Source organism: Sphingomonas sp. BL-S-29 (assembly GCF_055521495.1).
Window position 1 is genome coordinate 3,508,810 of sequence record NZ_CM145482.1, and the last position, 25,531, is coordinate 3,534,340.

The 25,531-nt window shown below is 62.8% G+C and carries 23 protein-coding genes; 14 read left to right on the forward strand and 9 right to left on the reverse strand.

Going from position 1 to position 25,531, the window contains the following annotated elements; all coding sequences use genetic code 11:
- The first annotated feature begins 199 nt into the window (after positions 1–199).
- The 8 genes from ACZ1I2_RS16615 (at position 200) to ACZ1I2_RS16650 (ending at position 11,556) form a co-directional block, all read left to right on the forward strand.
- Positions 200–1,402: a hypothetical protein gene (locus ACZ1I2_RS16615; RefSeq protein ID WP_465176505.1), complete on the forward strand. Its 1,203-nt coding sequence runs from the start codon at positions 200–202 to the stop codon at positions 1,400–1,402.
- Between the two features lie 39 nt (positions 1,403–1,441).
- Positions 1,442–2,656, forward strand: coding sequence for a methionine adenosyltransferase (gene metK, locus ACZ1I2_RS16620; protein ID WP_465176504.1), 1,215 nt, complete (start codon positions 1,442–1,444; stop codon positions 2,654–2,656).
- Between the two features lie 34 nt (positions 2,657–2,690).
- Complete coding sequence (gene ahcY, locus ACZ1I2_RS16625) at positions 2,691–4,124, forward strand: adenosylhomocysteinase (RefSeq protein WP_465176503.1); 1,434 nt, start codon at positions 2,691–2,693, stop codon at positions 4,122–4,124.
- A 9-nt stretch (positions 4,125–4,133) separates the two neighbouring features.
- A complete protein-coding gene (locus tag ACZ1I2_RS16630) occupies positions 4,134–5,078 on the forward strand; it encodes a methylenetetrahydrofolate reductase (protein ID WP_465176502.1) in 945 nt (314 codons plus the stop codon).
- Positions 5,078–5,935 (forward strand): formyltetrahydrofolate deformylase, encoded by an 858-nt coding sequence (purU, locus tag ACZ1I2_RS16635; RefSeq protein WP_465177124.1) that lies wholly within the window; start codon positions 5,078–5,080, stop codon positions 5,933–5,935. The genes ACZ1I2_RS16630 and purU overlap by 1 nt, the downstream gene beginning before the upstream one ends.
- Positions 5,936–5,952: 17 nt before the next feature.
- Positions 5,953–6,834, forward strand: coding sequence for a bifunctional methylenetetrahydrofolate dehydrogenase/methenyltetrahydrofolate cyclohydrolase FolD (gene folD / locus ACZ1I2_RS16640; protein ID WP_465176501.1), 882 nt, complete (start codon positions 5,953–5,955; stop codon positions 6,832–6,834).
- A 388-nt stretch (positions 6,835–7,222) separates the two neighbouring features.
- On the forward strand, positions 7,223–9,994 hold the full coding sequence (locus ACZ1I2_RS16645) for a TonB-dependent receptor domain-containing protein (protein ID WP_465181483.1): 2,772 nt from the start codon (positions 7,223–7,225) through the stop codon (positions 9,992–9,994).
- 215 nt (positions 9,995–10,209) lie between these two features.
- Positions 10,210–11,556, forward strand: coding sequence for an MFS transporter (locus ACZ1I2_RS16650; RefSeq protein WP_465176499.1), 1,347 nt, complete (start codon positions 10,210–10,212; stop codon positions 11,554–11,556).
- A 45-nt stretch (positions 11,557–11,601) separates the two neighbouring features.
- On the opposite strand, the gene ACZ1I2_RS16655 is transcribed toward ACZ1I2_RS16650, so the two are convergent.
- Both ACZ1I2_RS16655 and ACZ1I2_RS16660 read right to left on the reverse strand, forming a co-directional pair.
- Complete coding sequence (locus tag ACZ1I2_RS16655) at positions 11,602–12,732, reverse strand: cobalamin-independent methionine synthase II family protein (protein WP_465176498.1); 1,131 nt, start codon at positions 12,730–12,732, stop codon at positions 11,602–11,604.
- Positions 12,733–12,897: 165 nt separating this feature from the next.
- Positions 12,898–13,848: an SMP-30/gluconolactonase/LRE family protein gene (locus ACZ1I2_RS16660; protein ID WP_465176497.1), complete on the reverse strand. Its 951-nt coding sequence runs from the start codon at positions 13,846–13,848 to the stop codon at positions 12,898–12,900.
- A gap of 191 nt (positions 13,849–14,039) precedes the next feature.
- Here ACZ1I2_RS16660 and ACZ1I2_RS16665 point away from each other — a divergent pair, with 191 nt between their 5' ends.
- A complete protein-coding gene (locus ACZ1I2_RS16665; protein WP_465176496.1) occupies positions 14,040–15,389 on the forward strand; it encodes an MFS transporter in 1,350 nt (449 codons plus the stop codon).
- A gap of 9 nt (positions 15,390–15,398) precedes the next feature.
- Here the strand turns inward: ACZ1I2_RS16665 and ACZ1I2_RS16670 are convergent, their stop codons facing one another.
- From ACZ1I2_RS16670 to ACZ1I2_RS16680, 3 genes are all read right to left on the reverse strand, one after another.
- The gene (locus ACZ1I2_RS16670; protein ID WP_465176495.1) at positions 15,399–15,866 is read right to left on the reverse strand and encodes a YkgJ family cysteine cluster protein; all 468 of its coding nucleotides are present in this window, start codon (positions 15,864–15,866) and stop codon (positions 15,399–15,401) included.
- 66 nt (positions 15,867–15,932) lie between these two features.
- Positions 15,933–16,808, reverse strand: coding sequence for an amidohydrolase family protein (locus ACZ1I2_RS16675; protein WP_465176494.1), 876 nt, complete (start codon positions 16,806–16,808; stop codon positions 15,933–15,935).
- Positions 16,805–16,975 (reverse strand): hypothetical protein, encoded by a 171-nt coding sequence (locus tag ACZ1I2_RS16680; protein ID WP_465181484.1) that lies wholly within the window; start codon positions 16,973–16,975, stop codon positions 16,805–16,807. Before ACZ1I2_RS16680 ends, ACZ1I2_RS16675 begins: the two co-directional genes overlap by 4 nt.
- A gap of 183 nt (positions 16,976–17,158) precedes the next feature.
- Here ACZ1I2_RS16680 and ACZ1I2_RS16685 point away from each other — a divergent pair, with 183 nt between their 5' ends.
- Positions 17,159–18,151 carry an adenosine kinase gene (locus ACZ1I2_RS16685; protein ID WP_465176493.1) on the forward strand — a complete coding sequence of 331 codons (993 nt, stop codon included), beginning with the start codon at positions 17,159–17,161 and terminating at the stop codon, positions 18,149–18,151.
- Here the strand turns inward: ACZ1I2_RS16685 and ACZ1I2_RS16690 are convergent.
- From ACZ1I2_RS16690 to ACZ1I2_RS16705, 4 genes are all read right to left on the reverse strand, one after another.
- Positions 18,148–19,461 (reverse strand): hypothetical protein, encoded by a 1,314-nt coding sequence (locus ACZ1I2_RS16690; RefSeq protein ID WP_465176492.1) that lies wholly within the window; start codon positions 19,459–19,461, stop codon positions 18,148–18,150. The genes ACZ1I2_RS16685 and ACZ1I2_RS16690 overlap by 4 nt on opposite strands.
- 76 nt (positions 19,462–19,537) lie before the next feature.
- Positions 19,538–20,053, reverse strand: coding sequence for a flavin reductase family protein (locus ACZ1I2_RS16695; RefSeq protein ID WP_465176491.1), 516 nt, complete (start codon positions 20,051–20,053; stop codon positions 19,538–19,540).
- A gap of 563 nt (positions 20,054–20,616) precedes the next feature.
- Positions 20,617–21,894: a cobalamin-independent methionine synthase II family protein gene (locus ACZ1I2_RS16700; RefSeq protein WP_465176490.1), complete on the reverse strand. Its 1,278-nt coding sequence runs from the start codon at positions 21,892–21,894 to the stop codon at positions 20,617–20,619.
- Entirely contained in the window at positions 21,854–22,855 is a 1,002-nt protein-coding gene (locus ACZ1I2_RS16705; RefSeq protein WP_465176489.1) for a peptidyl-alpha-hydroxyglycine alpha-amidating lyase family protein, read from the reverse strand. The genes ACZ1I2_RS16700 and ACZ1I2_RS16705 overlap by 41 nt, the downstream gene beginning before the upstream one ends.
- Before the next feature lie 112 nt (positions 22,856–22,967).
- Between ACZ1I2_RS16705 and ACZ1I2_RS16710 the strand changes: the two genes are divergently transcribed.
- The 4 genes from ACZ1I2_RS16710 (at position 22,968) to ACZ1I2_RS16725 (ending at position 25,468) form a co-directional block, all read left to right on the forward strand.
- Positions 22,968–24,029, forward strand: a complete 1,062-nt coding sequence (locus ACZ1I2_RS16710; RefSeq protein ID WP_465181485.1) for a hypothetical protein — start codon at positions 22,968–22,970, stop codon at positions 24,027–24,029.
- Positions 24,026–24,922, forward strand: a complete 897-nt coding sequence (locus tag ACZ1I2_RS16715) for a sulfotransferase domain-containing protein (RefSeq protein ID WP_465176487.1) — start codon at positions 24,026–24,028, stop codon at positions 24,920–24,922. Before ACZ1I2_RS16710 ends, ACZ1I2_RS16715 begins: the two co-directional genes overlap by 4 nt.
- A complete protein-coding gene (locus ACZ1I2_RS16720) occupies positions 24,922–25,185 on the forward strand; it encodes a PqqD family peptide modification chaperone (protein WP_465176486.1) in 264 nt (87 codons plus the stop codon). The genes ACZ1I2_RS16715 and ACZ1I2_RS16720 overlap by 1 nt, the downstream gene beginning before the upstream one ends.
- 133 nt (positions 25,186–25,318) lie before the next feature.
- On the forward strand, positions 25,319–25,468 hold the full coding sequence (locus ACZ1I2_RS16725) for a hypothetical protein (protein ID WP_465176485.1): 150 nt from the start codon (positions 25,319–25,321) through the stop codon (positions 25,466–25,468).
- Positions 25,469–25,531 lie beyond the last annotated feature (63 nt).

Below are 25,531 nucleotides of genomic sequence, written 5' to 3' on the forward strand. Positions count from 1 at the left end.
GAAAACCGCAGATTTCTGCGGGTCTCGAATATGTGCCGGTTTAGGCCCTTCATCCTCCCGTAGCCCGCCGGGTGGGCGGGGTCCCACGCTGCGGTGGGATCGATTGTGGTTTACGGCAGCCACCACTCCGGAACATCTCGCCCCTCAGACGGCCCGGCTGGCACAGAACTGGCCCGCCATAGGGAATGAGGCGATGGCGATGAAAAGCGACGACCTGCAGCGCACCGATGAGATCGCTGACGCAACAACAGCTGCGGAAGGCTCGCAAGAGCCGAATTTCCGCTTCTACGACAACCGACAGAAATATCTGATGTTCGTGAATACCTGCTCTGAAAAGTGGGTCGTGGCTGAACGCGTCGCCCGTGAACTCAAGAAGCTGAAGCCCGTCCCGCCGGCCGTGCGCTTCTTCGATGCCGGTATGGGCGACGGTACGGTCCTTGCCCGGGTGATGCGCTCGATGCACGAGGCTTTCCCGCGTTTTCCATTCCTGATCGCCGGCAAGGAGATCAGCCTTGAGGACGTCCGCCTGACCCTGGACAAGATGCCGGACCGCTTCTTCGAGCATCCGGAGACCGTTCTGGCGCTCACCAATATTTCTTATGCCGAGGCGCCGCACCTGGTACCAGCGAAACCGGAAGTGCGAGAGCGCATGACCTGGCAGGCAGTAGCCCTGAAGGGCACCACCACGGCCGAGTTCGAGCGCCAGATCCTGGAACTGCAGCCGTTCCTCGCTCAGAACTGGCGCACCCGCGTCTCGGAAAAGACAGGCAGTCTCATCCCGGAAACACCAGCGACATTGATCCTCTACCGCGAGGATTGCGCCTTCATGCTGGAGGATGTGATCCCCAAACGGGACGAGCCGGTCGCCAGCTACGACCTGGTCGTGGCGAGCCAGCCCTTCCGTCTCAGCGCCTCCACCGAATTCAAGGCGAAGCGAGTGCTGGCCCCGCTCGCCCGCGCCCTTCGGCAGGACGGCAGGCTCCTTGGCATCCATTCCGCCGGCAATGATCCGGGACTGGACATCATTCAGCTCGTCTGGCCCGCCGAAGATCCCTTTACCATGTCACGCCACGCCTTGCTCGATGCGACGCGCAAGGCGATGGGCGATGAAGCGCGCGACTTTCGGTTCGACGCCCTGCCGACGTCGGAAGCGCTCTTCAGATACGAGATGCACACCTTGCCCGACGAGCTCGATAGCGAGCGAGCGTCGATCGGCACCTCGACTCTGCTCGCCGCCTGGAATGCCGCAACCTATGTCGCCCAGATCGACGATGAACGCCTGTCCGAGGCGATGAGCAACTCCGCCTATCTCGAGGCGACGCGAAAAGTGCTCCGGAAGAATGGCGAGCTTTGGTTCAACGACGAAAGCTACGTCATCGTCCGCAATCCGCGCGCGGCCTGACGCCGCCACCTGCGATCATATCGAAAGAAGGGGAGCCACATGGCCCGCAATGATTTCCTGTTCACGTCCGAATCCGTTTCCGAAGGCCATCCCGACAAGGTCTCCGACCAGATCAGCGACGCGATCGTCGATCTGTTCCTGTCCAAGGATCCCGAAGCGCGGATCGGGTGCGAGACTCTGACGACCACTCAATTGGTCGTGCTGGCGGGCGAGATCCGCTGCAAGGGCGTCTATGAGGACGGCCAATGGGCACCCGGCGCGCTCGAGGAGATCGAGCAGACGGTGCGCAATACGGTTCGCGAGATCGGCTATGAGCAGGAAGGTTTCCACTGGGAGACGCTGACCTTCTACAACAAGCTGCACGGTCAGTCGGCGCACATCGCCCAGGGCGTGGATGCGAGCGGCAACAAGGATGAAGGCGCGGGCGACCAGGGCATAATGTTCGGCTTCGCCTGCGACGAGACGCCCGATCTGATGCCGGCGACACTCTATTACAGCCACAAGATCCTCGAGCGCATGGCAGCCGACCGCCATGCCGGCACGGCGGCGTTCCTCGAGCCGGATGCCAAGAGCCAGGTGACGCTGCGGTTCGACGAGAACGGCAAGCCCCTGGCCGCGACCGCGATCGTCGTGTCGACCCAGCACGCACCGGGTTATGACAGCGGCGCGAAGGAAGCGGAGCTCAAGAGCTATGTCCGCTCGGTCGTGGCCGAGATATTGCCCGCCACCTTGTTGTCCGATGCGACCGAATATCACATCAACCCGACCGGCAGCTTCGAGATCGGCGGGCCGGACGGCGATGCCGGGCTTACCGGCCGCAAGATCATCGTCGACACCTATGGCGGTGCGGCGCCACATGGCGGCGGCGCGTTCAGCGGCAAGGATCCGACCAAGGTCGATCGATCGGCCGCCTATATCACGCGTTATCTCGCCAAGAACATCGTTGCCGCCGGTCTCGCCACGCGCTGCACGATCCAGCTCGCCTACGCGATCGGCGTGTCGAAGCCGTTGTCGCTCTATGTCGACACGCATGGCACCGGCACCGTCAGCGACCGGGCGCTCGAAGCGGCGATCGGCAGCATCGCGAAGCTCGGCGGGCTCACCCCGCGCGGCATCCGCACCTATCTGAGCCTGAACAAGCCGATCTATCGCAAGACCGCTGCCTATGGCCATTTCGGCCGCGCGGCGGAGGGCGATCTGTTCCCCTGGGAACGCACCGACCTGATCGACGACCTCAAGGCCGCCATCGCCTGACCGGCTTCCTCCCCTTCATGTCACGGACCTCATCATGACCCTCACGCTCGATACCGCCCCCACGCCTGTCACCCAAGACTATGTCGTTGCCGACATCGATCTCGCCGATTTCGGCCGCAAGGAAATCAACATCGCCGAGACCGAGATGCCCGGTCTCATGTCGCTGCGCGAGGAGTTCGGGGCGTCGCAGCCGCTGAAGGGCGCGCGCATCACCGGCTCGCTGCACATGACGATCCAGACTGCGGTGCTGATCGAGACGCTGACCGCGCTCGGCGCCGATGTCCGCTGGGCGACCTGCAACATCTTCTCGACCCAGGACCATGCCGCCGCCGCGATCGCTGCGACCGGCGTGCCGGTGTTCGCCGTAAAGGGCGAGAGCCTGGCGGAATATTGGGACTATGTCGGCGACATCTTCAACTGGGGCGCCGGCACGGATGGCACCACCGCCAACATCATCCTCGACGATGGCGGCGACGCCACCATGTTCGCACTCTGGGGTGCGAAGATCGAGGCCGGCCACACGCTGGGCGAGCCCGAGAATGAGGAGGAAGTCGAGTTCCAGCGCGCGCTGAAGGCGTTCCTTGCCAAATATCCCGGTTACCTGACCGAGACGGTCAAGAACCTGAAGGGCGTCTCGGAAGAGACCACCACCGGCGTTCACCGGCTGTACGAGATCGCGAAGAAGGGTGAGCTGCCCTTCCCGGCGATCAACGTGAACGACAGCGTGACCAAGTCGAAGTTCGACAACCTCTATGGCTGCAAGGAATCGCTGGTCGACGCGATCCGCCGTGCCACCGACGTGATGCTCGCCGGCAAGGTCGCGACCGTCGCCGGCTTCGGTGACGTCGGCAAGGGCTCGGCCCAGTCGCTCCGCAACGGTGGCGCGCGCGTGATGGTGACTGAAGTCGACCCGATCTGCGCACTGCAGGCAGCGATGGAGGGCTTCGAGGTCGTGACGATGGAAGAGGCGGTGACGCGCTCGGACATCTTCGTGACGGCGACCGGCAATGCCGACGTCATCACCGCCGATCACATGAAGGCGATGAAGCCGATGTCGATCGTGTGCAACATCGGTCACTTCGACAGCGAGATCCAGATCGCGGCGCTCAGCAATTACGAGTGGACCGAAGTGAAGCCGGGCACCGACCTGGTGAAGTTCCCGGACGGCAAGCAGATCATCGTGCTGGCCAAGGGCCGCCTGGTGAATCTGGGCTGCGCGACCGGCCACCCGTCCTTCGTCATGTCGGCCAGCTTCACCAACCAGACGCTGGCGCAGATCGAGCTCTTCACCAAGGGCGAGAACTACAAGAACGACGTGTACGTCCTGCCGAAGCATCTCGACGAGAAGGTCGCGGCACTGCACCTCGAAAAGCTCGGCGTGAAGCTGTCGACGCTCACCGCAAAGCAGGCCGGCTATATCGGCGTGCCCGTCGAGGGCCCGTTCAAACCCGATCATTACCGCTACTGAACCGGAACGATGGAAAGCTCGCTCACGGTGCCCAGCGCCGGCCTGCCCAGTGATCCGGCGACGATCGTGCGCGAACGCATTATCGATCTCGCGCGCGAGGCCTCCTATGAGGTCTCCGCGCGCGATGCCAAGGGTCTGGATGCGGCGATCGCGCTACTGCCACCCGGAACGCAGATATCGGTCACGTGGCTGCCTCAGGATAGCGACGACGATCGGGTCGGAACCGCCCGCCGTCTGCGCGACGCCGGCTTCGATCCCATCCCGCACATCGCCGCGCGGATGATCAACGACACAGCGCAGCTTGAGCGGCTCCTGGGTCGGCTGTGCGCCGCCGGCGTCGCCCAATTGCTGGTGATCAGCGGCGATGTGAAGCAGGCGGCGGGCCCCTTCGAGGATGGCACCGCGCTGATCCGCAGCCCGGCCTTCGCGCAACCCGGACTGCGCCATATCTGGCTCGGAGGTTATCCCGAAGGTCATCCAAAGGTGGAATACGCCGTGTTGCGCGCGACTCTGGATGCCAAGATCGCGGCGATCCGTGGGCTAGGAATGACTGCCGGCGTCATTACCCAGTTCTGCTTCGACGCCCGTCCGATTTTGACCTGGATGGACGATTTTCGCGTACGCCATGCGGACACTACCGTTCGGGTCGGGCTCGCCGGACCAGCGGGCATTCGCACACTGCTTCGCTACGCCGCGATCTGCGGGGTAGGCACCTCTACCAAGGCGATCGTCTCGCGGGGGGCGTCGATAGCGCGGTTGCTCAGCGACGCCGCGCCCGATCCCATCATCCGCGATCTGGCGGAGACCGCCGCGTTCCACGATCTCCAGCCACTGGGTTTCCATCTATTTCCCTTTGGCGGGCTGGACCGCACCGCGCGCTGGATGGGCGCGATCGCCGCGGGGCGCTTCCGGCTGCGCGACTCCGAATGGGGTTTTCAGGCGCTGGACCAGTGATGATCGACTCCTATCTCCTCACCCTCTCCTGCACTGACAGGCCCGGGATCGTTGCCGCGATCTCGACCTATCTCACCGAGTGCGGCGGCAATATCCTCGAGGCTCAGCAGTTCGAGGACGCCGAGACCGGACGGTTCTTCATGCGCGTCGAATTTGCGCTGGACGGGCGAGCACCGTTCGAACAGGTGCGCGAGCAATTCCAGCCCCTCGCCGCCAGGTTCGCGATCGACTGGCAGATGCGCGCTCGGGCTGAGCGTCGGCGCGTCCTTATCCTCGTTTCCCGGCCCGACCATTGTCTGGTCGATCTGCTGTATCGCCTGCGAACCGGCGATCTCGCGATGACAGTGGTCGGCGTGGCTTCCAATCATCCGCGCGAGGCGTTGGCGACACCCCTTCTCGATGACCTGCCCTTTCACCATCTGCCGGTCACGACCGCGACGAAATCGGACCAGGAGGCCCAACTCCAGGCGCTTATCGAGAAAACCGGTGCCGAACTGATCATCCTGGCGCGCTACATGCAGATTCTGTCGAACCGGATGGCGGCTTATCTCTCCGGTCGTTGCATCAACATCCACCACAGCTTCCTGCCGGGCTTCAAGGGGGCCAAACCCTATCATCAGGCCTATGCCCGGGGCGTGAAGATGATCGGTGCCACTGCGCACTATGTCACTTCGGACCTCGATGAAGGGCCGATTATCGCTCAGGATGTAGAGACGATCACGCATGCAGACCGGCCCGACGACCTGGTGGCGAAGGGGCGCGACATCGAACGCCGCGTGCTCTCCAGGGCGGTAAAGCTCCACCTCGAGGATCGCGTGCTCCTCAACGGCGCGAAAACCGTCGTGTTTCGCAATTGAGCCGGGGCTTGTCGCAAATGACGGGAACTCGCGCCCCTGCCGAGCGCATCGACGGGCGTGCGATCGCCAACAGGCTCGATGCGAACACTCAAGCCGCAGTGCAAGCCATCGTCGCGCGCCACCGGGCTCCGCCAGGCCTCGCCGTGGTTCTCGTCGGAAGCGACCCCGCGAGCGAGGTTTATGTCGCTCGCAAGGTGGAGGCTTGCCGACGCGTCGGCATCGCCTCAACTGAGCATCGCCTCCCCGCGGATTCGTCACAGGACAGGCTTCTCGAGCTGATCACGCAACTCAACGCCGATCCCACACTACACGGTGTCCTGGTTCAGGTGCCGCTTCCCGCGCATATCGACGAAGGCGCGATCCTTGATGCGATCGATCCAGCCAAGGACGTGGACGGATTCCACCCGGTCAATGTCGGGCGTCTCTCGACGGGGACTGGCGGACTCGTCCCCTGTACGCCGCTCGGCGTGATGATGCTGCTCGACAGTGTACTCGACGATTTGACCGGGCTTCACGCCGTGGTGATCGGCAAGTCGAACATCGTCGGAAAGCCGATCGCGATGCTGCTGCTCGAACGCGAAGCGACCGTGACGATCACGCATATCGAGACACGTGGTCTTCCCGACATCGTCCGCAAGGCCGACATCGTCATTGCAGCGGCGGGCGTCCCGCGGCTCGTACGCGGCTTCTGGATCAAGGAAGGTGCCGTCATTATCGACGTCGGCATCACGCGAATTATCCAGCGTGACGGCAAGACGAAGCTCGTTGGCGATGTCGCGTTCGACGAAGTCCAGCATGCTCGCGCGGTCTCGCCAGTGCCGGGCGGTGTGGGGCCGATGACGATCGCGTGCCTATTGGCCAATACGGTCAAGGCAGCGAACCGGAAGCAATGGGCCTGAACATGCGGAGCGCGCAATCGAGCATCCATTGGCCTCGAATGCCGTTCGGTCGCGGCCCGCTTCATGCCTCCCTCTCACCCCGCCGCAGGCACGAAGATCGATAGATCAAGCGGAGGCGATTATAGCAAACGTCGTTTGTCACTATCGAATTTTATGCTTGCCGGTCTGTCCATATGTGTCATAAGCAACTACCATTCGTCATTTCAGGATGACGATTCAGGGGACTGCGTAACACGCGGACGCCGGCAGAAGATGACCGAAGCGCCAGCGTGAAATGATGAACGGCCATAAGGTCGCATCGATAAGGGGAGGCAGAATGCAGAACTCATCGTCGGTTCCCGGTCGCCGCCGGGTTGCAGCGCGGCTTAGCGGGTCCAGCCTTGCGACCATGGCGCTGATGCTCACGGCCGTCGCCGCTCCGGCCTTCGCCCAGAGCGGTCCTACGCCGGTGCCCGCCCCCCAGGCGGAGGCGGACCCAGCCGCACAGGACGTGCCAGCCGAGGGTGAGGTTGTCGTCACCGGCTCACGCCTTGGCGCGGGGTTCACCGCCCCCACACCGGTCACGTCCATCGGCCAGGCCCAGATCGAGGATCGCGCACTGACCAGCGTCGCCGAACTGGCGTATGATATCCCGCAATTGCGCATCAATCAGAACGTCGGCAAGTCGAGCGAGCCGGTTGGCCAGAGCGTCGCGGATCTTCGCGCGCTTGGCGGTGCGCGTACGTTGCTCCTGCTCGACGGACGTCGCCTTGCGGCAACCAGTCCGTTCGGCGGAATAGACACCAATATATTCCCGTTGTCGCTGATCAAGGGCGTCGAAGTGGTGACGGGCGGCGCCTCTGCGGCCTACGGCTCCGACGCGGTTGCCGGCGTGGTCAACTTTTCACTCGAAAAGCGGCTGGAGGGAGTCAAGATCGACGCGTCCTACGGCATTTCCGGATATAACGACTTCAAGCGCCCCGTAATTTCGGCCGCTGCGGGACATTCCTTCCTCGACGGCCGGCTCAACGTCACGGTGGCCGGTGACTTCTATCGCAACACCGGCCAGACCACGGTGGCGACACGCCCGTGGGGCCGCGGCAACCCGATCCTGTTCAACAACCCTACCTATACTGCCACCAACGGCCAGACGAAGAATTACGTCGCCTATAACGGCCTTTACTCGCGCATGACCTTCGGCGGTCTTATCGTAGTGCCGGCAACGAGTCCGCTGTACGGCACTCAATTCGGCATCAACGGCACCCCGCAGCCCTTCGTCTATGGCACGCCCGTCAACACCACCTTCATGCTGGGCGGCGGCGGCGTCTCGATCGAGGACGAGGGCAATCTCCTTCCCTCGATTACGCGCTATTCGGGCTATGGGCGGGTCAGTTTCGACGTCTCCGACAACATCACACTCTGGTCCGACATGCTATGGTCGCACGTCGAGGTGAAGTCGGATCTCGCGCCGAACTACGATCTCGGCACGCTGACGATCCAGCGCGACAACGCGTTCCTGCCCGCCTCCATCCGCACGACGATGATCGCCAATGGGATCAACTCGTTTGCCTTCGGCCGCATGAACCTCGAGGACGGCTATTCGCAGAACAACAGTAAAGCGCGAGCGATGCGTTACGCCGCTGGTGCCGAAGGCAAGATCGGCACCTGGTCCTGGGACCTGCACGTTCAGCGCTCGGAGAACACGTTTCGCCAGGAAAGCCAGAACAACCGCATCCAGTCGCGCTGGTTCCAGGGAGTCGATTCGGTGATCAGCCCGACGACACAGCAGCCGGTATGCCGAATCAACGCCAATGCCAGTACCGCTGACGACAATCCGGCCTGCGTACCGATCAACGTGTTCGGCGCGGGCTCGATCAGCCAGCAGGCACTCGCCTGGTATCGTGGCACTTCCTTCTATGACGCGAAGATGAGCCAGGATTCGGTCGGTCTGAACTTTTCGGGGTCGCCCCTGAAGACCTGGGCCGGCGACATCAAGCTCGCGGTCGGGGGCGAATATCGCAACGAGAACATCAAGAGCATCTCCGATGCAGTCTCGATGGTCTCGGGCTGGCGCTCCATCAACCAGCAACCCTTCGCGGGCAAGCTCCATGTCGCGGAAGTCTATGCCGAGACCGCCGTGCCGCTGGCCAAGGACACACCGTTTCTCCAGGATCTCGAGGTGAGCGGCGCGGTGCGCTACGCCGACTATAGCTCGAGCGGCGGCGTCACCACCTGGAAGGTCGGCCTCAACTATTCCCCGATCAAGGACATCAGGTTCCGCGGAACATTGTCTCGCGACATCCGCGCCGCGAACATCAACGAACTGTTCTCGGGCCAGAACCAGGTGATCAACACGATCAACGACCCGCGTACGAACGTTGCGGCTTTCGCCACGCAGCTTACCGGCGGCAACCGCGATCTCAATCCCGAAAAGGCGGACACCAAGGCATTCGGCGTGGTGCTGCAGCCGACGTTCATTCCCGGCTTCAACGCCTCGATCGACTATTATTCGATCAAGATCGACAATGCGATCACCGCGGTCCCGCCACAGACGATCGTCAACAACTGCTTCATCGCGAAGATCGCGTCGTTCTGCCCGCTCATCACTCAGAACGCCTCGAACCAGATCACGACAATCCAGGCGACACTGATCAACGCGCAGACGGTTGAAACGAGCGGGGTCGATTTCGAACTCTCCTACCGCCTTCCGGTTGACTGGTTTTCGACTAGCGGCTCAATCGGCTCGCGCCTGCTCGTCAACTATGTCGACAAGCTCTCTCTCACCACATCTGGCGTCACGACCAGTTCACTCGGCGACCTCGCCACCGATCCGGGCGGTCAGCCGCGCTGGAAGGCGAATTTCGACCTGACTTATACTGGCGGACCGGTCCGTCTGGGCGCGTATGTCCGCTACATTGGCGGAGGCAAGTTCCGCACGATCTACGTCGACGACGTCGATCTGCCAGCCGACCAGAACAATGTGAAAGGTCGTGCCTATCTCGACCTGTCGGCCTCCTACAAGATCACCGAGAATGTCGAAGTCTATGGCAAGATCGACAATCTGCTGGATACCGCGCCACCGATCATCCCGAACAACATCGTCCAGCCGACCGTGTCCAACTCGCAGATGTACGACAAGATCGGCCGTTATTTTGTCGGCGGCGTGAGGTTGCGCTTCTGATCCGCCGTTTCGCCCCAAAAAGAGTGGAAACCCGGCGTCCGCAATGCGCCGGGCTTTCAATCGGGGCGCCAAAAAGTGAAGCCGTCCAGCGTCGTTGGAACATTGCAGCGGGCGTTCGTAACTACTGAATTGGGCTGACATTATTCGAGGGTTTGCATGCCGAGACGACAGATCGCCAGATTGCAATACCGCCTCGCAGGCGAAAGGCCCTCAGCATGAGCCAGGACGGGACGCCCAACGACCTCATCAAGCAATCGCCGATGGGATGGTATCAATATGCCATCGTGGCGATCTGCGTGCTGACCTATGCCGCGGACGGCCTCGACGTCGTCACGCTGTCTTACGCAGCGCCGTCGCTCATCAAGGAATGGGGAATTTCGACCGAGGCGTTCGGCTGGGCTTCCACTGCAACCCCGATCGGCATCGCCATCGGCTCGATCTTCATTTCGCCCTTTGCCGATCGCATCGGCCGTCGCGTGCTGACGTTGTGGCTGCTCGGCATCCTGATCGGATTACTCGTCGCCACTGCCCTCAGCCATTCGATCGTTGCCTTGATGAGCTTTCGATTGCTGACCGGCATGTGCCTGGGGGCGCTGGTGGTCTGCCTCAACGTCACCGTTTCCGAATTCAGCAACGCCCAGCGTTCGAATTTCTTCATCGGAATCCTCCATACAGGCTATTCCGCGGGGGGCATGCTGTGCGGCGCGCTCGCGGCCTTGCTGATCGAACCCTATGGCTGGCGCTCGATCTTCATGGCCGCCGCTGTGCTGAACATGCTCAGCTTCATGCTCGCGCTCTTCCTGCTCGCCGAATCGCCGACCTTCCTCGCGGGCCAGCGCAAGCCCGGCGCTCTCGACCGGCTGAACACATTGATGCGTCGGCTCGGCAAGCCCGTTCTGACAAGCCTGCCCGAGGTCGCGGCGGCCGCCAGGACGAAGCGCACTGGCGTGTCGATCATCCCGCGCGCCATGTGGTTCGGCACCGGGCTGCTGTGCCTGGCGGGATTCGTCTTCACCATCTCCGGTGGCTTCATGGCCGGATGGCGACCGCAGATCCTCGCCATCGGCGGGCTCACCATGACCTGGAACGGCATTGCGGGGATGACGACGTATGGCGCGGGCATCATCGCACATCTGACCGTGGGCAGCCTGGCGCGCCGGGTCGGTGAAGTCCGCATCGCGGTCATCTTCTTGCTTGCCATGAGCGCCGCGTTCACGCTGCTCGGCGCGGTCCCGACTGGGGCCACATGGGCATTGATCGGCGCATCGACGCTGTGCGGCTTCTTCAACGTCGGCAGCTATACGTCACTGGTTCTGGTCACGCTCAACTATCACGATGTGACGACGCGCAATGCCGGGCTCGGAATCATGATGGGCTTTTCACGCGTCGGGGGAATCATCGGGCCGTTATTGGGCGGCTATGCGATCGGGGCGGGACTCGGTCGATTCTGGGTGATGCTATTGTTCGGCGGCCTGATGGTGATCCCCGCAGCCGCCGCCTTCCTCGCGCAGCGGCGCCCCGGCACAGGATCGGCGGGTCAGGGCGCCGAAGCGCTTCACTGAGCTGCGAAAGCGCGGCCGGTCAGTCACCTGACCGGCCGCCCAGGCTCATTTCCAGAGTTGCGTCGACGCCAGCGCCGCGCCCTCGACCAGCGCGCTCAGCTTGGCCCATTGCACCTCGGGGTGGACACGCGCCATGTTCCAGCCCTGGGAGAAGCCACAATCGGTCCCGGCAATCACATTCTCGCGGCCCACTATCCCGGCATAGTTGGCGATGCGCCACGCGACGAGCTCGGGATGTTCGACGACATTGGTCTGATGGCTGATGACACCCGGAACCAGGATCTTGCCGTCCGGCAGCTTGACGTCCTTCCAGACCATCCATTCATGCTCGTGCCGCGGATTGGCACCCTCGATCACATAAGCCTGTGCCTTGATCTTGAGAATGAGGTCGACGACCTCCCGCAGGGGCACGTCGGTCGTGTGCGGCGTGTTCATACTGCCCCAGCACATGTGATAGCGCACGCGATCCTCCGGGATGCCGCGTAATGCGTGGTTATAGGCCTCGACCTGCATTTCCGAGGCGCGACGAAGATCTTCCAGGGTCGGATTGGGATTGCCCGGCAGTACCTGATTTCGCGACGGCAGACCAAGGTCCAGCTGCACCACGAAGCCAGCATCGACGATCGCCTGATATTCGACATGCATCGCGTCGGCGAGTGCATAGAGATAGGCCGACACAGTGGGATAAACCGTGCCTGCATCGGCATCGTCGCGCGCTGGTGTGGCAGACGGCATGAAGGCCTCGACAAAGTCCTTGCCCGCGAGCGCTGCCTTGTAATTGTCGATGTCGGTCTGGAGCGCGCCCTGGCCGATATAGGTGATCGGCGCGGCGACGCGAACGCGCGCGGGAGGCGTGTCGCCCGCCTTTCTTACCTTGTCCGCGTCGAGTTCCGGCGGCATCCACATGGTTTTGTACATGGCATTGTACTGTTTCATGAAGCCGGGAAATTTTTCAGTGAGCTGGGTGTAATAGGCGCCGCGGGTTTCCGGAGGTATTTTCTCCAGGCCACCCAGGCGCTCCACGACGTAATTGTGGAAACTGGGCTTGGAGATTTCGCCGTCGCTTGGAATGTCGATCCCGATTTCGGCCTGTTTTGCTACAACGTCGATGACGCCCTGCCTGACGCTCTGCTGAAACTGCGCCTCGTCGACCGGCTCGCCCAGCACCTTGGCCATCATGCCCTGAAGCACATCGAGCGGACGGATCAGGCTACCGACATGCGTTGTCAGAATGCGGTCTGTGCTGCGTTTCATATCCTGTCCTATCTCATTGAGCGAAGGGTAGAAATTCTGGCGATCGAGCTATGTCGACCATCCCCGCGACGGTGCCGGCGGCATCCTCTAACCGGATGTCGGGACAATGGCGCCGCGCGGGACGGGAACGCCGGGTATTTCGAGGCGGATGCGGTTGAGCGATCGGGCGCCGGTGAAATAAAGCGTGCACCAGTCCTGATCGCCCCAGTTCATGTTGGAGACGCGGCCCTCCATCGCGATCGTGCCGAGATGCTTGCCCGCGACATCGAGGATCCAGATGCCGCCAGGGCCGGTGCAATAGACATTGCCCAGGACATCCACTTTCATCCCGTCCGGGCCACCTACGCGGGTGTCCGCGCGCATGTCGCAGAACAGCCGCGCGCTGCCGAGGTCCAGCATGCCGTCGGCCTCGACATCATACGCCATGATCAGCTTGCGGTGCTGGTTGCTGTCGTTGACGTAGAGGATTTTCTCATCGGGCGAGAAGCACAGCCCGTTGGGATTGACGAGGTCACGCACGACCATGTTGATCCGCGCTCCGTCCGGCGAGACTCGGTAGACGCCGGCACAATCGATTTCGGGTGGATGGTCGGCCGGTGTAAACGGAACCTTGGGCGGCGGATCGGTAAAATAGATCGCACCATCGGATTTCACCACCACGTCGTTCGGCCGGTTCAGCTTCATGCCGCGATAGCGATCGGCGATCACCGTGATGCTGCCATCGGCTTCTTCGCGATCGACGCAGCGGCTGAAATGATGGCATACGACCAGCCTGCCCTCGCGATCGAGCGTCTGGCCGTTGCCGTTCGCGGTGCCTTCCTTGTCGATCGTGATGCCATCCCGGGGATGCCAACGCATCCGGCGGCTGTTGTGGATGTCGCTGAACAGCAGATACCCCCCGCCGGAGTCGGTGGCAGCGATCCATACCGGGCCCTCGGCCGGTCCCGTGGGTCCGCCGAAGCCGCTGCCGAGTTCCTCCCATTCGGCATCGCGTGCCACGATGAGGTCCAGCTGCGGATCGAGTCGTTCGACAGGCATCGCCCTTTTTCCTCTCCCCGCTTCACGGTCTGGCGCCGTGAATCCGATTTATTATGACAGCCTATCTTATAACAGCGTCACTGATAGCATGAAAGAGGTTTGAACCGTTGACAGACAGCCAGGCTTATATTCTTATGATTGCCAAAGGTCGCCCGTTGAGGCCGGCCGGATAATGCATGAGGGGGCCGCGCGTGGACCGACCGACGATTGGAATCGACGCGCTCCTCGATGGCGTAAAGTTCCGTCCCTTCCACGTGCGCGTGATGGTAATCGGCGCGCTCGCGATGCTGGTCGACGGCTTCGATCTCGGCGTGCTGAGTTGGGTGCTTCCCAAGATATCCGACCAGTTCGGCGTCGCGCGGACAGCGCTTACCTGGGTGTTGTCGATGCAGCAGGTCGGCATGGTGCTCGGCGCCTTTCTGATCGCGCCGTTCGCTGATCAGATCGGGCGCCGACGGCTGCTGATGCTGTGTCTCCTCGCCGTGGCGGGAAGCTGCTTCGTCACGATCTTCACCGACAGCATTTGGGCACTTGCCGTCTGCCGGCTGTTGACCGGCATGTTCGCGAGCTCGGTGATTGCCAATATGGTCGCCCTCGCCTCGGAGCTGGCGCCGGCGCGCCAACGCGCGACGATGGTGACCGTCGTGCTCGCCGGCTCGATGCCGGGCGCGCTGCTAGGCTCAGCGATGCAGGCATTCCTGCTGGAGCCCTATGGCTGGCATATCGCTTTCTGGATCGGCACCGGGATGCCGCTGTTGCTGCTCCCGCTGATCTATCTGTACCTGCCCGAATCGCCCAAGTTTCTCGCGGCGCGCAATCCGGACGACCCGCGACTCCAGGCAATCGTCACTGCCCTGATGCCGGAGAACGAAGGCGAACCGGTGATATTGGATAGGCCCGCCGCGCAGGAAAAACGCGCGAGCAGCCTGAGATTGGTCCGTGACCTGTTCCAGCCGGGCCTCGCGCTGCCCACGGTGCTGCTCTGGCTGAGCTTCGTGAGCAGCTTCGGCTTCATCAGCGCAGCCGTCTGGAAAACCACAGTGTTCCACGACATCATTGGCCTGGGCTGGGGTCAGGTAGGCCTCACCACCGCGATCGGCACTGGCTTCGGCGCGGCCGGCATGCTGACGATCGGCCTCATGATCGACAGGTTCGGTTTCAAGGCGATCGTCCCATCCTATTTCATCGTCGCGGCCGGTGCAGCGATCGGCATGGGATTGTTCGCGCCAGGCTGGGGCATGTTCGCAGCCCTCGCGCTCAACGCGCTCGCCCAGCACGCCGCACACGCCGGCCTCGCCTCGATTGCGTCGACACTCTATCCCACCCGCAATCGTGCCACCGGCGTCGGCTGGGCCTATGGCGCGGGTCGCGCCGCCTCGATTGTCGGGCCGATGTACGGCGCGCTGGCGCTGGAGCATGAGCTCGGCGCCATTGGCTATTTCTTCCTCCTGGCCGCACCGCTGGCTCTGGCGGGAGTGGTCATCTGGATTCTGCTGACGATCTACCCGCTCAGCTCGGGCAGGCATGCCGCTGCGCACTAGGTTCGTTGCTCACCTCGGACGAGGCGCGCTGGCCAGCGCCTCGAAAGCGGCGATCTGCATCTCGACGTCAAGTGCGTCGTCCAGCCCGAGCGCCTGCGCCAACCGATAGCGGTCGCGACCGCGCTCGACGATCTTTTCCTCCAGCACGTCGCCGCGCGCCCATAAGGCATCGCGCTTGGCGCGCGACATGCGCCCGAGAGCCTTGAATGTCCGGGCACAATGGAAGCGCCGGCAAATCGCAGGGGCGCGGTCATGAATCGCGCAGCCCTGGGCCTGCAGATAGACGCAATTCCCGGTGCGCGGATCGCGTTTGAGCGCGGGCACCCGCTGCCCGGGATAGAGCGCGCTGCCGATATATTCAAAGTCGAATGTCGAAAGATCATCGCCTGCTTCGGGGCGCAAGATCACCTGTTCGGACTTGCAGCACTCCGTGCAGCCGTCGCAAGGAATGGCGTTCTGATCACGCGCCTCGCTCATGGCCCCCTCCCTGACAACCGCGCATGCGCCGACCACCCTGGCGGGCGCAGGGGCAATTGCGCGGCATCACTCGGCTGCCGGATGCCATCCCAGCACGCGCTTGACTGTGCCACCGAAGATCGCGGCCTTCGCTTCTCGATCGATCTCGCCGCTGTGGAGCAGCATGTCCCGGCTCTCGCTGTACAGGCAACCACGGTTACGCAACGGACCGCCAGCCCTTGCCATGCGCAGTCGCGTGTAATCGCTCGCCCACATCAGCCGCTCGGGGCCGAACGCGGAGATCACCCGGTGGAGATTTTGCCACACATCGGCGAATGGATAGGCCTGGTCCGACAGCAACGGCAGGCCGCACAGTTTCACCGATACGTTGTCGAACTCGGCAAGGGCAAGGAGATCATCGATGCGGTCCCAGGGATCGTCCCTGGGGGGCGACACCGGATGCTGACTGAGGCCAAGGTGATCGATGATGATCGTCAAATCGGGATGCCGCTCGATCACCGGGCGCATCGCCGCGGACTGGCCGTGCGTGGACAGGAAAAGCGGCAACCCCACCGCTTCGGCCGCCGCGAAGCCCGGATCCATGGCGCCGCTGGCGAAGGCGCCGGACAAGTCGGTCGTCCGGAAATCCGAAACGAGCAGTCGGCCCGCCGCCAGCCTCTTGTCGCCGCGTGCGCGCTCGACGGCGGCAGCCAGATCCGAACCCGTCGCGCTGAACGTCTCCACCCCGATGAATCGCCCGGGGTAGCGTGCCACGCAGGCTTGGATATAGGGCAGGGCCGCGACCACCAATGTCGCGTCGACGCCCGTGCTGTCCATCGCCTCGCGCGCCAATTCGACATTGACGGCCAGCTTCGCTCCCTCGGGCACATCGTCGCCGAACGGCACCGGGGGCGCGGGCTGGTGGATCTGGGCATCGATGATGTCGAAGTCTGCGCTTTTCAAGAAACGGACCCTTCATTGGCGGCGAACCCGCGGTAGATCGCCCGGCCGCATGCCGTGCAGCACAGGTCTTCGACAGGCAGTGGGACGGAGGTGGAATGAAGCGCGGGCGCACCGCCGCAGCACGCGCAGCTCGACGGAATGGAGAAGCGGTCGAACTGGGCCAGCATCGCATCGCTCCACGCGGCGCCACAGAACGGGCACGATGCGCCCTCCCCTTGTGATCCGCTCAAACCAGTCATCGCCCTCCCCGTCTCCACATGCGCCTTGTTGAACGCCGTTCGTCTTTATATAACGATCATCGACTTTATCCAGCGCCTTCATGCCCTGTTTCGTCTGTCCAGGAGACAAGAATGCAGCCTCCCCAATATCACGTCCTCGCCATCGGCAACGCGATCGTCGACGTCATTGCAAATGCCAGCGATGCGTTCCTCGACCAGCAAGGGATGGCGAAGGGCAGCATGGCGCTCATCGACGAAGACAGTGCTGAACGCCTCTACGCAGCGATGGGCCCGGGCATCGAAATCTCGGGTGGCTCGGGGGGCAATACCATTGCCGGCGTGGCAGCGTTTGGCGGAACCGGTGCCTTTATCGGCAAGGTGCGCGACGATGCGCTCGGCGACATTTACCGCCACGATCTTGGTGCGCTCGGCGTACGGTTTGCCACTCCAGCAACCACCAGCGGTCCTGCGACGGCGCGGTGCCTGGTTCTGGTGACGCCCGACGCCGAGCGGACGATGAACACCTTTCTCGGCGCCTGTGTCGGGCTGGACGAAGACGATATCGACCCGGTGCTCGTCACCTCGGCTGGGATAATCTATCTGGAAGGCTATCTGTTCGATCAGCCGCCGGCCAAGGCCGCGTTCCGCAAGGCGGCATCGCTCGCCCGCGCTGCGGGCCGCAAGGTAGCGCTGACCATGTCCGACAGCTTCTGCGTCCATCGCCACCGCGACGAATTTCTCGACCTGATCGACGGCCATATCGACATCCTTTTTGCCAATGAGGATGAAATTCGCACGCTTTATGGCGTCGACGACGTCGTCGCGGCTGCGCGCATTGCCGCGCAGCATGTCGAGATCGTCACGGTAACCCGGGGCGCTGCCGGGGCATTGCTGATCGATGGGAACGGCATGGTCGAGGTCCCGGCAGCGGGCGTGGCCACCGTCGTGGATACAACCGGCGCGGGCGATCTCTACGCGGCAGGCGTCCTGTACGGCCTCAGCCACGGACTGGCGCTTGAAGAATGCGGGCGCCTCGGCTGTGCGGCCGCGGCTGAAGTCATCGGGCATGTCGGTGCGAGGCCGCAGGCCGACCTGAAGGCGTTCCTGTCGGCCAACACCGCCTAGTTGAGCCGCGCGCGGCGCGAGATCAGATAGATCTCGTCATTGAACCACAGTCCCTGGTGGCGCTGCAGCACTTCACGCGTCGCCTGGAGATACTGGTCGTTGGAGATCGCCTTGGCGAACCGCCCGTCCTCGATCTGAGCAACGTAACTGGCCGCGTTCCACGCCGCGAACAAGGTCGAGCTGCCGATCGGCGTGTGCTCGTCGATCTCGGTCGGCAGCGTCCGAATGTCGTAGCGAAATAGCGCCTCCTCATCGGACAATGCCTGGAAATGATAGTCGCGCGCAGAAGAACCCAATTCGCTTCTGACCGCGTCCATGATCGCCTGGCGGCTGGTCTGGAACGGATTCTCGTTCGGCCAGATCGCGCGGATGATCTCCAGCCCGGGATCGTTGCCGTGGCTATGGACTCCCATCAGTCTACCGTTCGCGCGAAGCGCCTTGACCAGGGGCGTCACCACCCGCGAGGTCTTGAATTCAAGCGGCGCGTGGGCGCGATAGGGCTGCGACAGGAGCACGAAATCGAAATCGGCCTGGGCATAGCCGCGGCGCGGGATGATCGGATCGAGCATGAAATGATGGTCGCTCCGATACAGCACGAGCACCGTCGGCGTCTTGTACATCGGATTGCCGCTCGGCGCGATGCTCGCCTGCCAGTGCCTGGCGAGAAACGGATCGAGCTGCTGGATCTGCTCTTCGAACTGGCCCGCCGACGTTCCATCCAGGCCGACTTCATGCCACACCATCGCGCTCGCGCCGGCTGGCGTGTCGGGCTGGAGCGTCGGCGCTTCGGCATATTTTAGATTGGTGAGCACCAGGACGGTGCCGGGATGCTCGCGCAGCCGATCGGGCATCTTCTCGAGAGTCAGACGGATATTCTCCATGCTGATCTCCTTGGCGACGACATAAAAGGGTACCCAGGGGTGACGGCGATGAAGCCCGCGCAGCATGCGCGCCAGGGCGGTGCCGTCGCCCGCGCCACCGTCGAACAGGCGGATGGCGGGTGGAACGGGCTGGGTGTCCGAAAGCTCGCGGACCGCGCGATCCGCGATGATCTGTTTCTCGTTCGTCGTGTTGACGAACATCAGATATTTCTGGCGGTTGTCATAGAAACGAAAATTGTGCTCGGGCCGGACCTCGGCGCGAAGGCCCTTGATCCCCGCGCGCAACGCGCTTGCCGAAGCGCCGTTCTGATTTTCGATGAAACGATGCACGCGCTCCACCGTCTGGACGGTTACGCGGCCACCCTCCTGCAGCCGGGAGACCAGTTTGCCGTCGTTGACGGCCAGCCGACCGAAAGTCGACTGCGCCATCTTCAGGCGCCGGCAGGCGTGCTCGATTTGCACGAGAAGGGCTTGGGTATCGTCCATTATATTCTGTGCTGCCCGATCAAAACCTGACCACGCCTGCATAGTCGCCATCGACATAAATCAGCGGATCAGGCTCGCCCCACGAGTCCGCTTCTCGCACCGCGCCGATGACGACGGCGTGGCTGCCAAAATCGAAATGGGTTTCGTATTCGCAGAAGAAATTGGCCTGCGCCTCGCGCAGATAAGGCGACCCGCACGCTCCCGAGCCCCATTGCCCCTCGCTGAACCGCGCCTCGCCTTTAGCGTCGCCACCGCATGCCAGCGACACGCTGCGTTGATCGGCGCGCAGGATGTTGACGCAGAAATTAAGTCCCGCCACGAGCGGCGCACAAAGGCCAGCACTTCTGTCGACGCAAATGAGCAGCAATGGCGGATCCATGCTGAGTTCGCTCACCGCGGTCGCGCTCACCGCCCAGCGCTTCCCCTCGTGCCAGCATGTCACCACCGCGGCGGCTTTACCCAGCCTGCGAAGCCCGTTTCGCAGCTGCTCAACGGCATTCAGCGGTGCCGACGCGGCCATTCCCAGCTCGATCATGCGCGCTGCCCTCTCCTGCCGACGATGCACGGCGCGGATGGCTCATGCGACATTGCGCACAATGCCTCCCGCGACAGGGGTGCAGCCTCGGCGAGACGCTGCGCCGCACCTCTGGCGTGAATCAGGGCAGGTCGGCCTATCGCGGCGCGACCAAAGCTTGCGACCTGCATCGCTCTCCATTCATCGTTTTGACTATGATTTGACTAGCAGAGTGTTGCCCTGGACACCCTGCGTCCAATTCTTTGTGCTCGAACGATTGATACCGCCGAAGCATGAAAAGTGACGAAACTTCACTAACCTGGCTGGCTTATGCCATGTGCCGGCGAGATGCCGACACATGATTGCGCAATGGCCAAAGCCCTTCACGGGATGGCCGGCCCCCTCCACGACCGCGGATATGCCGCCGAGCAAGGCCATCTCTATCTTGTCAGTCTCGTGCGTGAGAACATGGCGTATCGGATTTGATTCGGCCTGATTTCAGGCCGAAACGTCGTCGCATCCGGCGTGCGGTTCTCTCGCCTGGGGTCGGGCGGTGCGGCAAGCCCTGCCGCACCGTGATTGTCTCAACCCTTGAGCTTCTTTGTCGCGATCGCAGCGCCCTCGGCCATCGCGGACAGCTTCGCCCACACGACCTCGGGATGCCCGACGCGCGAGCCGATTCCGCAGTCGGTGCCGCCCTGAATATTCTCCATGCCGACGAGCTTGGCGACATTGACCAGCCGCTCGGCGACGAGTTCGGGATGCTCGACGAGATCGGTCATATGACCGACCACGCCGGGGCAGATGATCTTGCCCGTGGGAAGTTTGACATCCTCCCAGACGCGCCATTCATGCGCATGTCGGACGTTGCTGGCTTCGAAGGTGTAACACTGGGCGTTCACCTTGAGCATGAGATCGACGATATTCTTGAATTCGATGTCATGGACATGTGGGCGATGACCACTGCCCCAGCACATGTGAAAGCGAACCTGCTCCTCCGGCAGACCTTCGAGCGCATGGTTGATCACTTCAACCGCGAATTCGAGATAGTCGCGATACTGCTCGACCGACCATTCCGGGTAGAACATCCAGCTTGTCGCGAATTCCGGCTCATCGATCTGGACGATCAGCCCTGCATCGGTGACTGCCTTATACTCCTGGCGCATCGCTTCGGCGACCGCCATCATATAGTCACGCTCGTCGCGGTAATGGGCGTTTCGCGCGCCGGCGCCGGCGCTGAGCGGCCCCAATGCCGCGATGAAGCCATCGACATCGCTTTTGCCTGCGAGTCCGCTCTTGAGCGCGTCGATGTCCTTCGCGATCTCGGCATGGCCGATATAAGTCAGGGGGCCGGTGCAGACCTTTTCCTTGGTCGGTTTTTGCGGCTTGTTGCCGGGCGTCATGAAACCGGGACGGACCGGCCCGCCGGCGCCGGCGAACCACAGGCCGGACTCGTAGAAACCCGGAAAGTCGAGCCGGTCACGCTCGCCCGGGCCGGCGCGCTTCGAGGGCGTATCAGCGTCGCGCGGGAGTGTCTCCCAGCCGGTCACGCGCGCGGCGATGTAGCTGGTGTAGCTGCCCATGTTGGCGGCCTTCACATATTCACCGTCATTGATGATATCGACGCCGCATTCGATCTGCTTCTCGACGACTTCGCGCACGGCCACCGGCAGCCGTGTCTGGATCGCGGTCCGATTGGTGTCGGCATCTGCGAGCAAGGCATCCAGGTCAGCCGGGCGCGGCAGATTGCCGCCATGAGTCGTCAGGATATGATCGGTGGAACGCCGCATTTTACATCTCTCCTTTGGCGGTCTCGCCGGATCATTTCCGGCGGACGAATTTCTGGATCTGGTGGTCGCCATGAGCCTCGGGAATCCAGCCTGGACGGATGGCGAAACTATAGGGCACTTCCGCGACATAGACGTCGCCATGGCTATCGACGGCGATGCCGTGCGGCGCGATGAAATTGCCGGGCGTGTGACGCGCCTGGGACGAACCACCCCAGCGATCAAGGACACGACCATCGGGGGCAAGGACGCTCACGCGGCCTGGGTGATCTTCCTGCATTTCGCCGTGAACGAAGCTTTTTTTCCCCTTGGGCCGCCAGAGTTCGGCGACATAGACGAGACCCTCGGAATCGATGGCGAGGTCGCACGGCCGCTGGATATCGGTCCACTGATCGAGATACGCGCCATCGGGCGAAAAGATCTGGATTCGGTCGTTCTCGCGGTCGCAGACCAGCACGCGACCATCTGCGTCGCAAGCAATGCCATGCGGCAGATGGAATTCGCCGGGGCCCGTACCGATCTCGCCCCAGGACTGAATAAGATCGCCGCCCGAAGTGAAGCGGTGCACCCGGCAATTGCCGTATCCGTCCGCGACGAAAAGCTCTCCATTCGGGGAGACCGCCAGGTTGGTGCAACGATTGAACGGTCCGCCCGGGTAGCGGATGCATTCGCAGGCATGGACCTCATAGGGTGGCTTGGGGTCGTATCCTGTATCGGAAGCACGACCAGGCACGCCCAACGTCATGATCGGCGTGCCGTCGAGCGTGAAGACCCGGATGCTATGGTCGCCATTGTCGACGCAATAGACCCGATCATCCGGGCCGATCGTCAGGCCATGCGCCATCGAAAAGATGTCGTCACCCCAGCTGCGAATGAAGGTGCCGTCGCGTTCGCATACGATGATACGGTGCGGAAAGCGCGCAAACAGATAGACGCGGTCCCGCGAATCCACCGCTACCCCAGTGACATCGCGATGCGACATGCCCTGAGGTAGCTTTTCCCAATCCGCGACCACGTCGAAGGCGGGTGCTGCCATGGTGGCCACTAAAGGCATTTCGCTCCCCATCGGATATCAACCGGACCTAGACGCCCGTTCGCCCCTAAGCCAGGCTGACATATATCGCTGACAGGCCGTTTGTATATAGCGAATGCCATATGACAAGAGCAATCGGGACTTGCAGACCCGGTATCGCGTTCGAAGAATCAATGCACAGCATGAGCGTGGCTATCCGCCGCGACACGCCCACGCTATTCGACAAGGGTTCGCCCCCAGATCAGCAAAGAAGACCGCCGTGCAGTATTTCAGGATTGCGGGGCTGGCGGTTGGCAGCGATCTTCCGTTACCGCAAATGACACCCGTGACGGCAAGCGCGTCCGCGGCGGATATTCATATCCGGCGCGGATCGGTACCGCCGACATTGCCGCGTGCCGACGCTGTCGGTCCTACCTGGGAGATCGCCGGGGATCATTTCCTGTTGCGCGTACCCGGCGTCGCGCGCTTCCTGCTGCTGGAGGGACGCGACATCATGTTCGAACCCTGCGATCAGGAACGGACTTCCGACATCGCCGTTTTCGTGACCGGGACGGTGTTCGGCATTCTGCTGCACCAGCGCCGGCAGACCGTGCTGCATGCCAGCGCGGTCAATGTCGGCGGAAAGGCCGTGCTGTTTTGCGGGGCGTCCGGGGCGGGCAAGTCCACCATGGCGGCGGCACTCGGCACTATCGGCTATCCGCTGCTCAACGACGATATCAGCGTCATCGGGCGCGATGGCGAGGACGTGCCGGTCACCCACAGCGACGGCCGGCAGCTGAAGCTCTGGCAAGAGGCCGCCGATGCGCTGGGATTGACCGACCGCCTTGGGGCTCCGGTGCGTAACGGCCTGTCCAAACATTATGTCACGCCGCGATCCTCGATCGGCGAAACCCTGCCGATCGGCGCGGTTTACATGCTCCGTGAAGCGGAACCGTCGCGGCAGAGCGGCATCGCAAGACTCAACATCGCGGACGCCGCGCACGCTATCATCGCCAATGCCTATCGTCCCTTCCTGGTCGCGGCGATGAATCAGAAATCGCTCTATCTCCAGTCCGCGATGGCAATCTCCAAAAGTGCGGGCGTCTTCCTGCTTACCCGCCAGAAACACTTTGCGGGCATCTCGGACATTGTCGGCGGACTGGAGCGGCATTGGCGCGAACACGGGCTGCTCGCGTGACCAACCGGGTCTGGCTGGCGTCCTATCCCAAGTCGGGCAACACCTGGTTTCGCATCCTCATCCACTGCCTCGATCTCGAACCCGGCGACACGCTCGACATCAATCGCCTGGGCACACCCATCGCCAGCGCACGCGCGCCGTTCGAGGACGCGACCTTGATCGATTCCGGTATCCTGACCCGCGGCGAAATCGAATATCTGCGGCCGCGGATTCACGAGCGCCCCGATCCTGACATGGGCGATCACGACACCCCGCTCGCGACGCACTTCGTCAAGACGCACGACGCCTATTCGCTCACACCGCAGGGCGAGCCACTGCTCGCTGGCGCGCGCGGGGCGAAGGGCGCCATCCTCATCGTCCGCGACCCACGCGACGTGGCGCCGTCGCTGGCGGATCACAAGCAGATCGGCCTCGACGAGGCCATCGCGTTTCTCGACAGTCCGGACGCCGCCTTCGGCGACAGGCCTGGCGGCCTGGCGCGCCACCTGTATCAACAATTGGGTCGCTGGAGCGATCATGTCGCTGGCTGGCTGGGCCAGCGCGACATCGCGCTGCACCTGGTCCGGTTCGAAGATCTTCGGCAGGACACCGCGCGCATTCTGCGCGACGCAATGGCGTTCGCCGGACGTACGGTCACACAAGAGCAGGTGGAACGCGCCGTCCGGATGGCGAATTTCGCCTCGCTGCAGGCGCTGGAGTCGCGAACCGGGTTTCGCGAGACGGCACGCAACGCCACCACCTTCTTCAGACGCGGCCAGGCCGGCGCATGGCGGGACGAATTGACCCCTCACCAGACGCGCGATATCGAATTGGCGCACGGGCCGATGATGGCGACCATCGGCTATGACCTGACCTACTCTCCTCCGCCACACCGGAAGGTCGGGCAATCCTGATGATGATGACACGCGAGCCAGGCGAATGGATCTGCGCCGAGGCGAACGGCGAAACCGTGATGATGAGCGTGGAGACCGGCACCTATGTGGGTCTCAATGCGATGGGCGCGCGAATCTGGGACCTGCTGGCCGGGCCGCATGAGCTGGAAACGCTGTGTGCGATACTGGTCCGGGATTTCGACGTGACGCCCGAAATCTGCCGTGCCGAGACTCAGGCGTTCCTGGACACCCTCATCCGACAGGGCGCGGTGTTGCGGACCTGACTCAGCGATTGTTCGGGCCGGATGCGCATGGTACGAAGATGGCACGACAAAAGGCAGGCGATGGCGGTTCGTCTGGCCAATCTATTTCAGCCCGCTGGATCTGATTGCGTGAACACGCGACATAAGGAGCATTATGCAGGCTGTTGAAAAAGAAGAAGCAGGCAGGATCGAAGTGCCCGCCCGCGCGCCATGGCAAACGCCATATGCTGTCACCACCGAGTTCGTGGCGACGCAGGGAATCTTCAATAACGGCGCTGATATGTACGCCTCTTCCGGTTCCTAGGGTCGCTGCAATACTGCCCTGTCGGACATTTCGAACCTGACCAGGTCGCCCGAGGTCGTCATC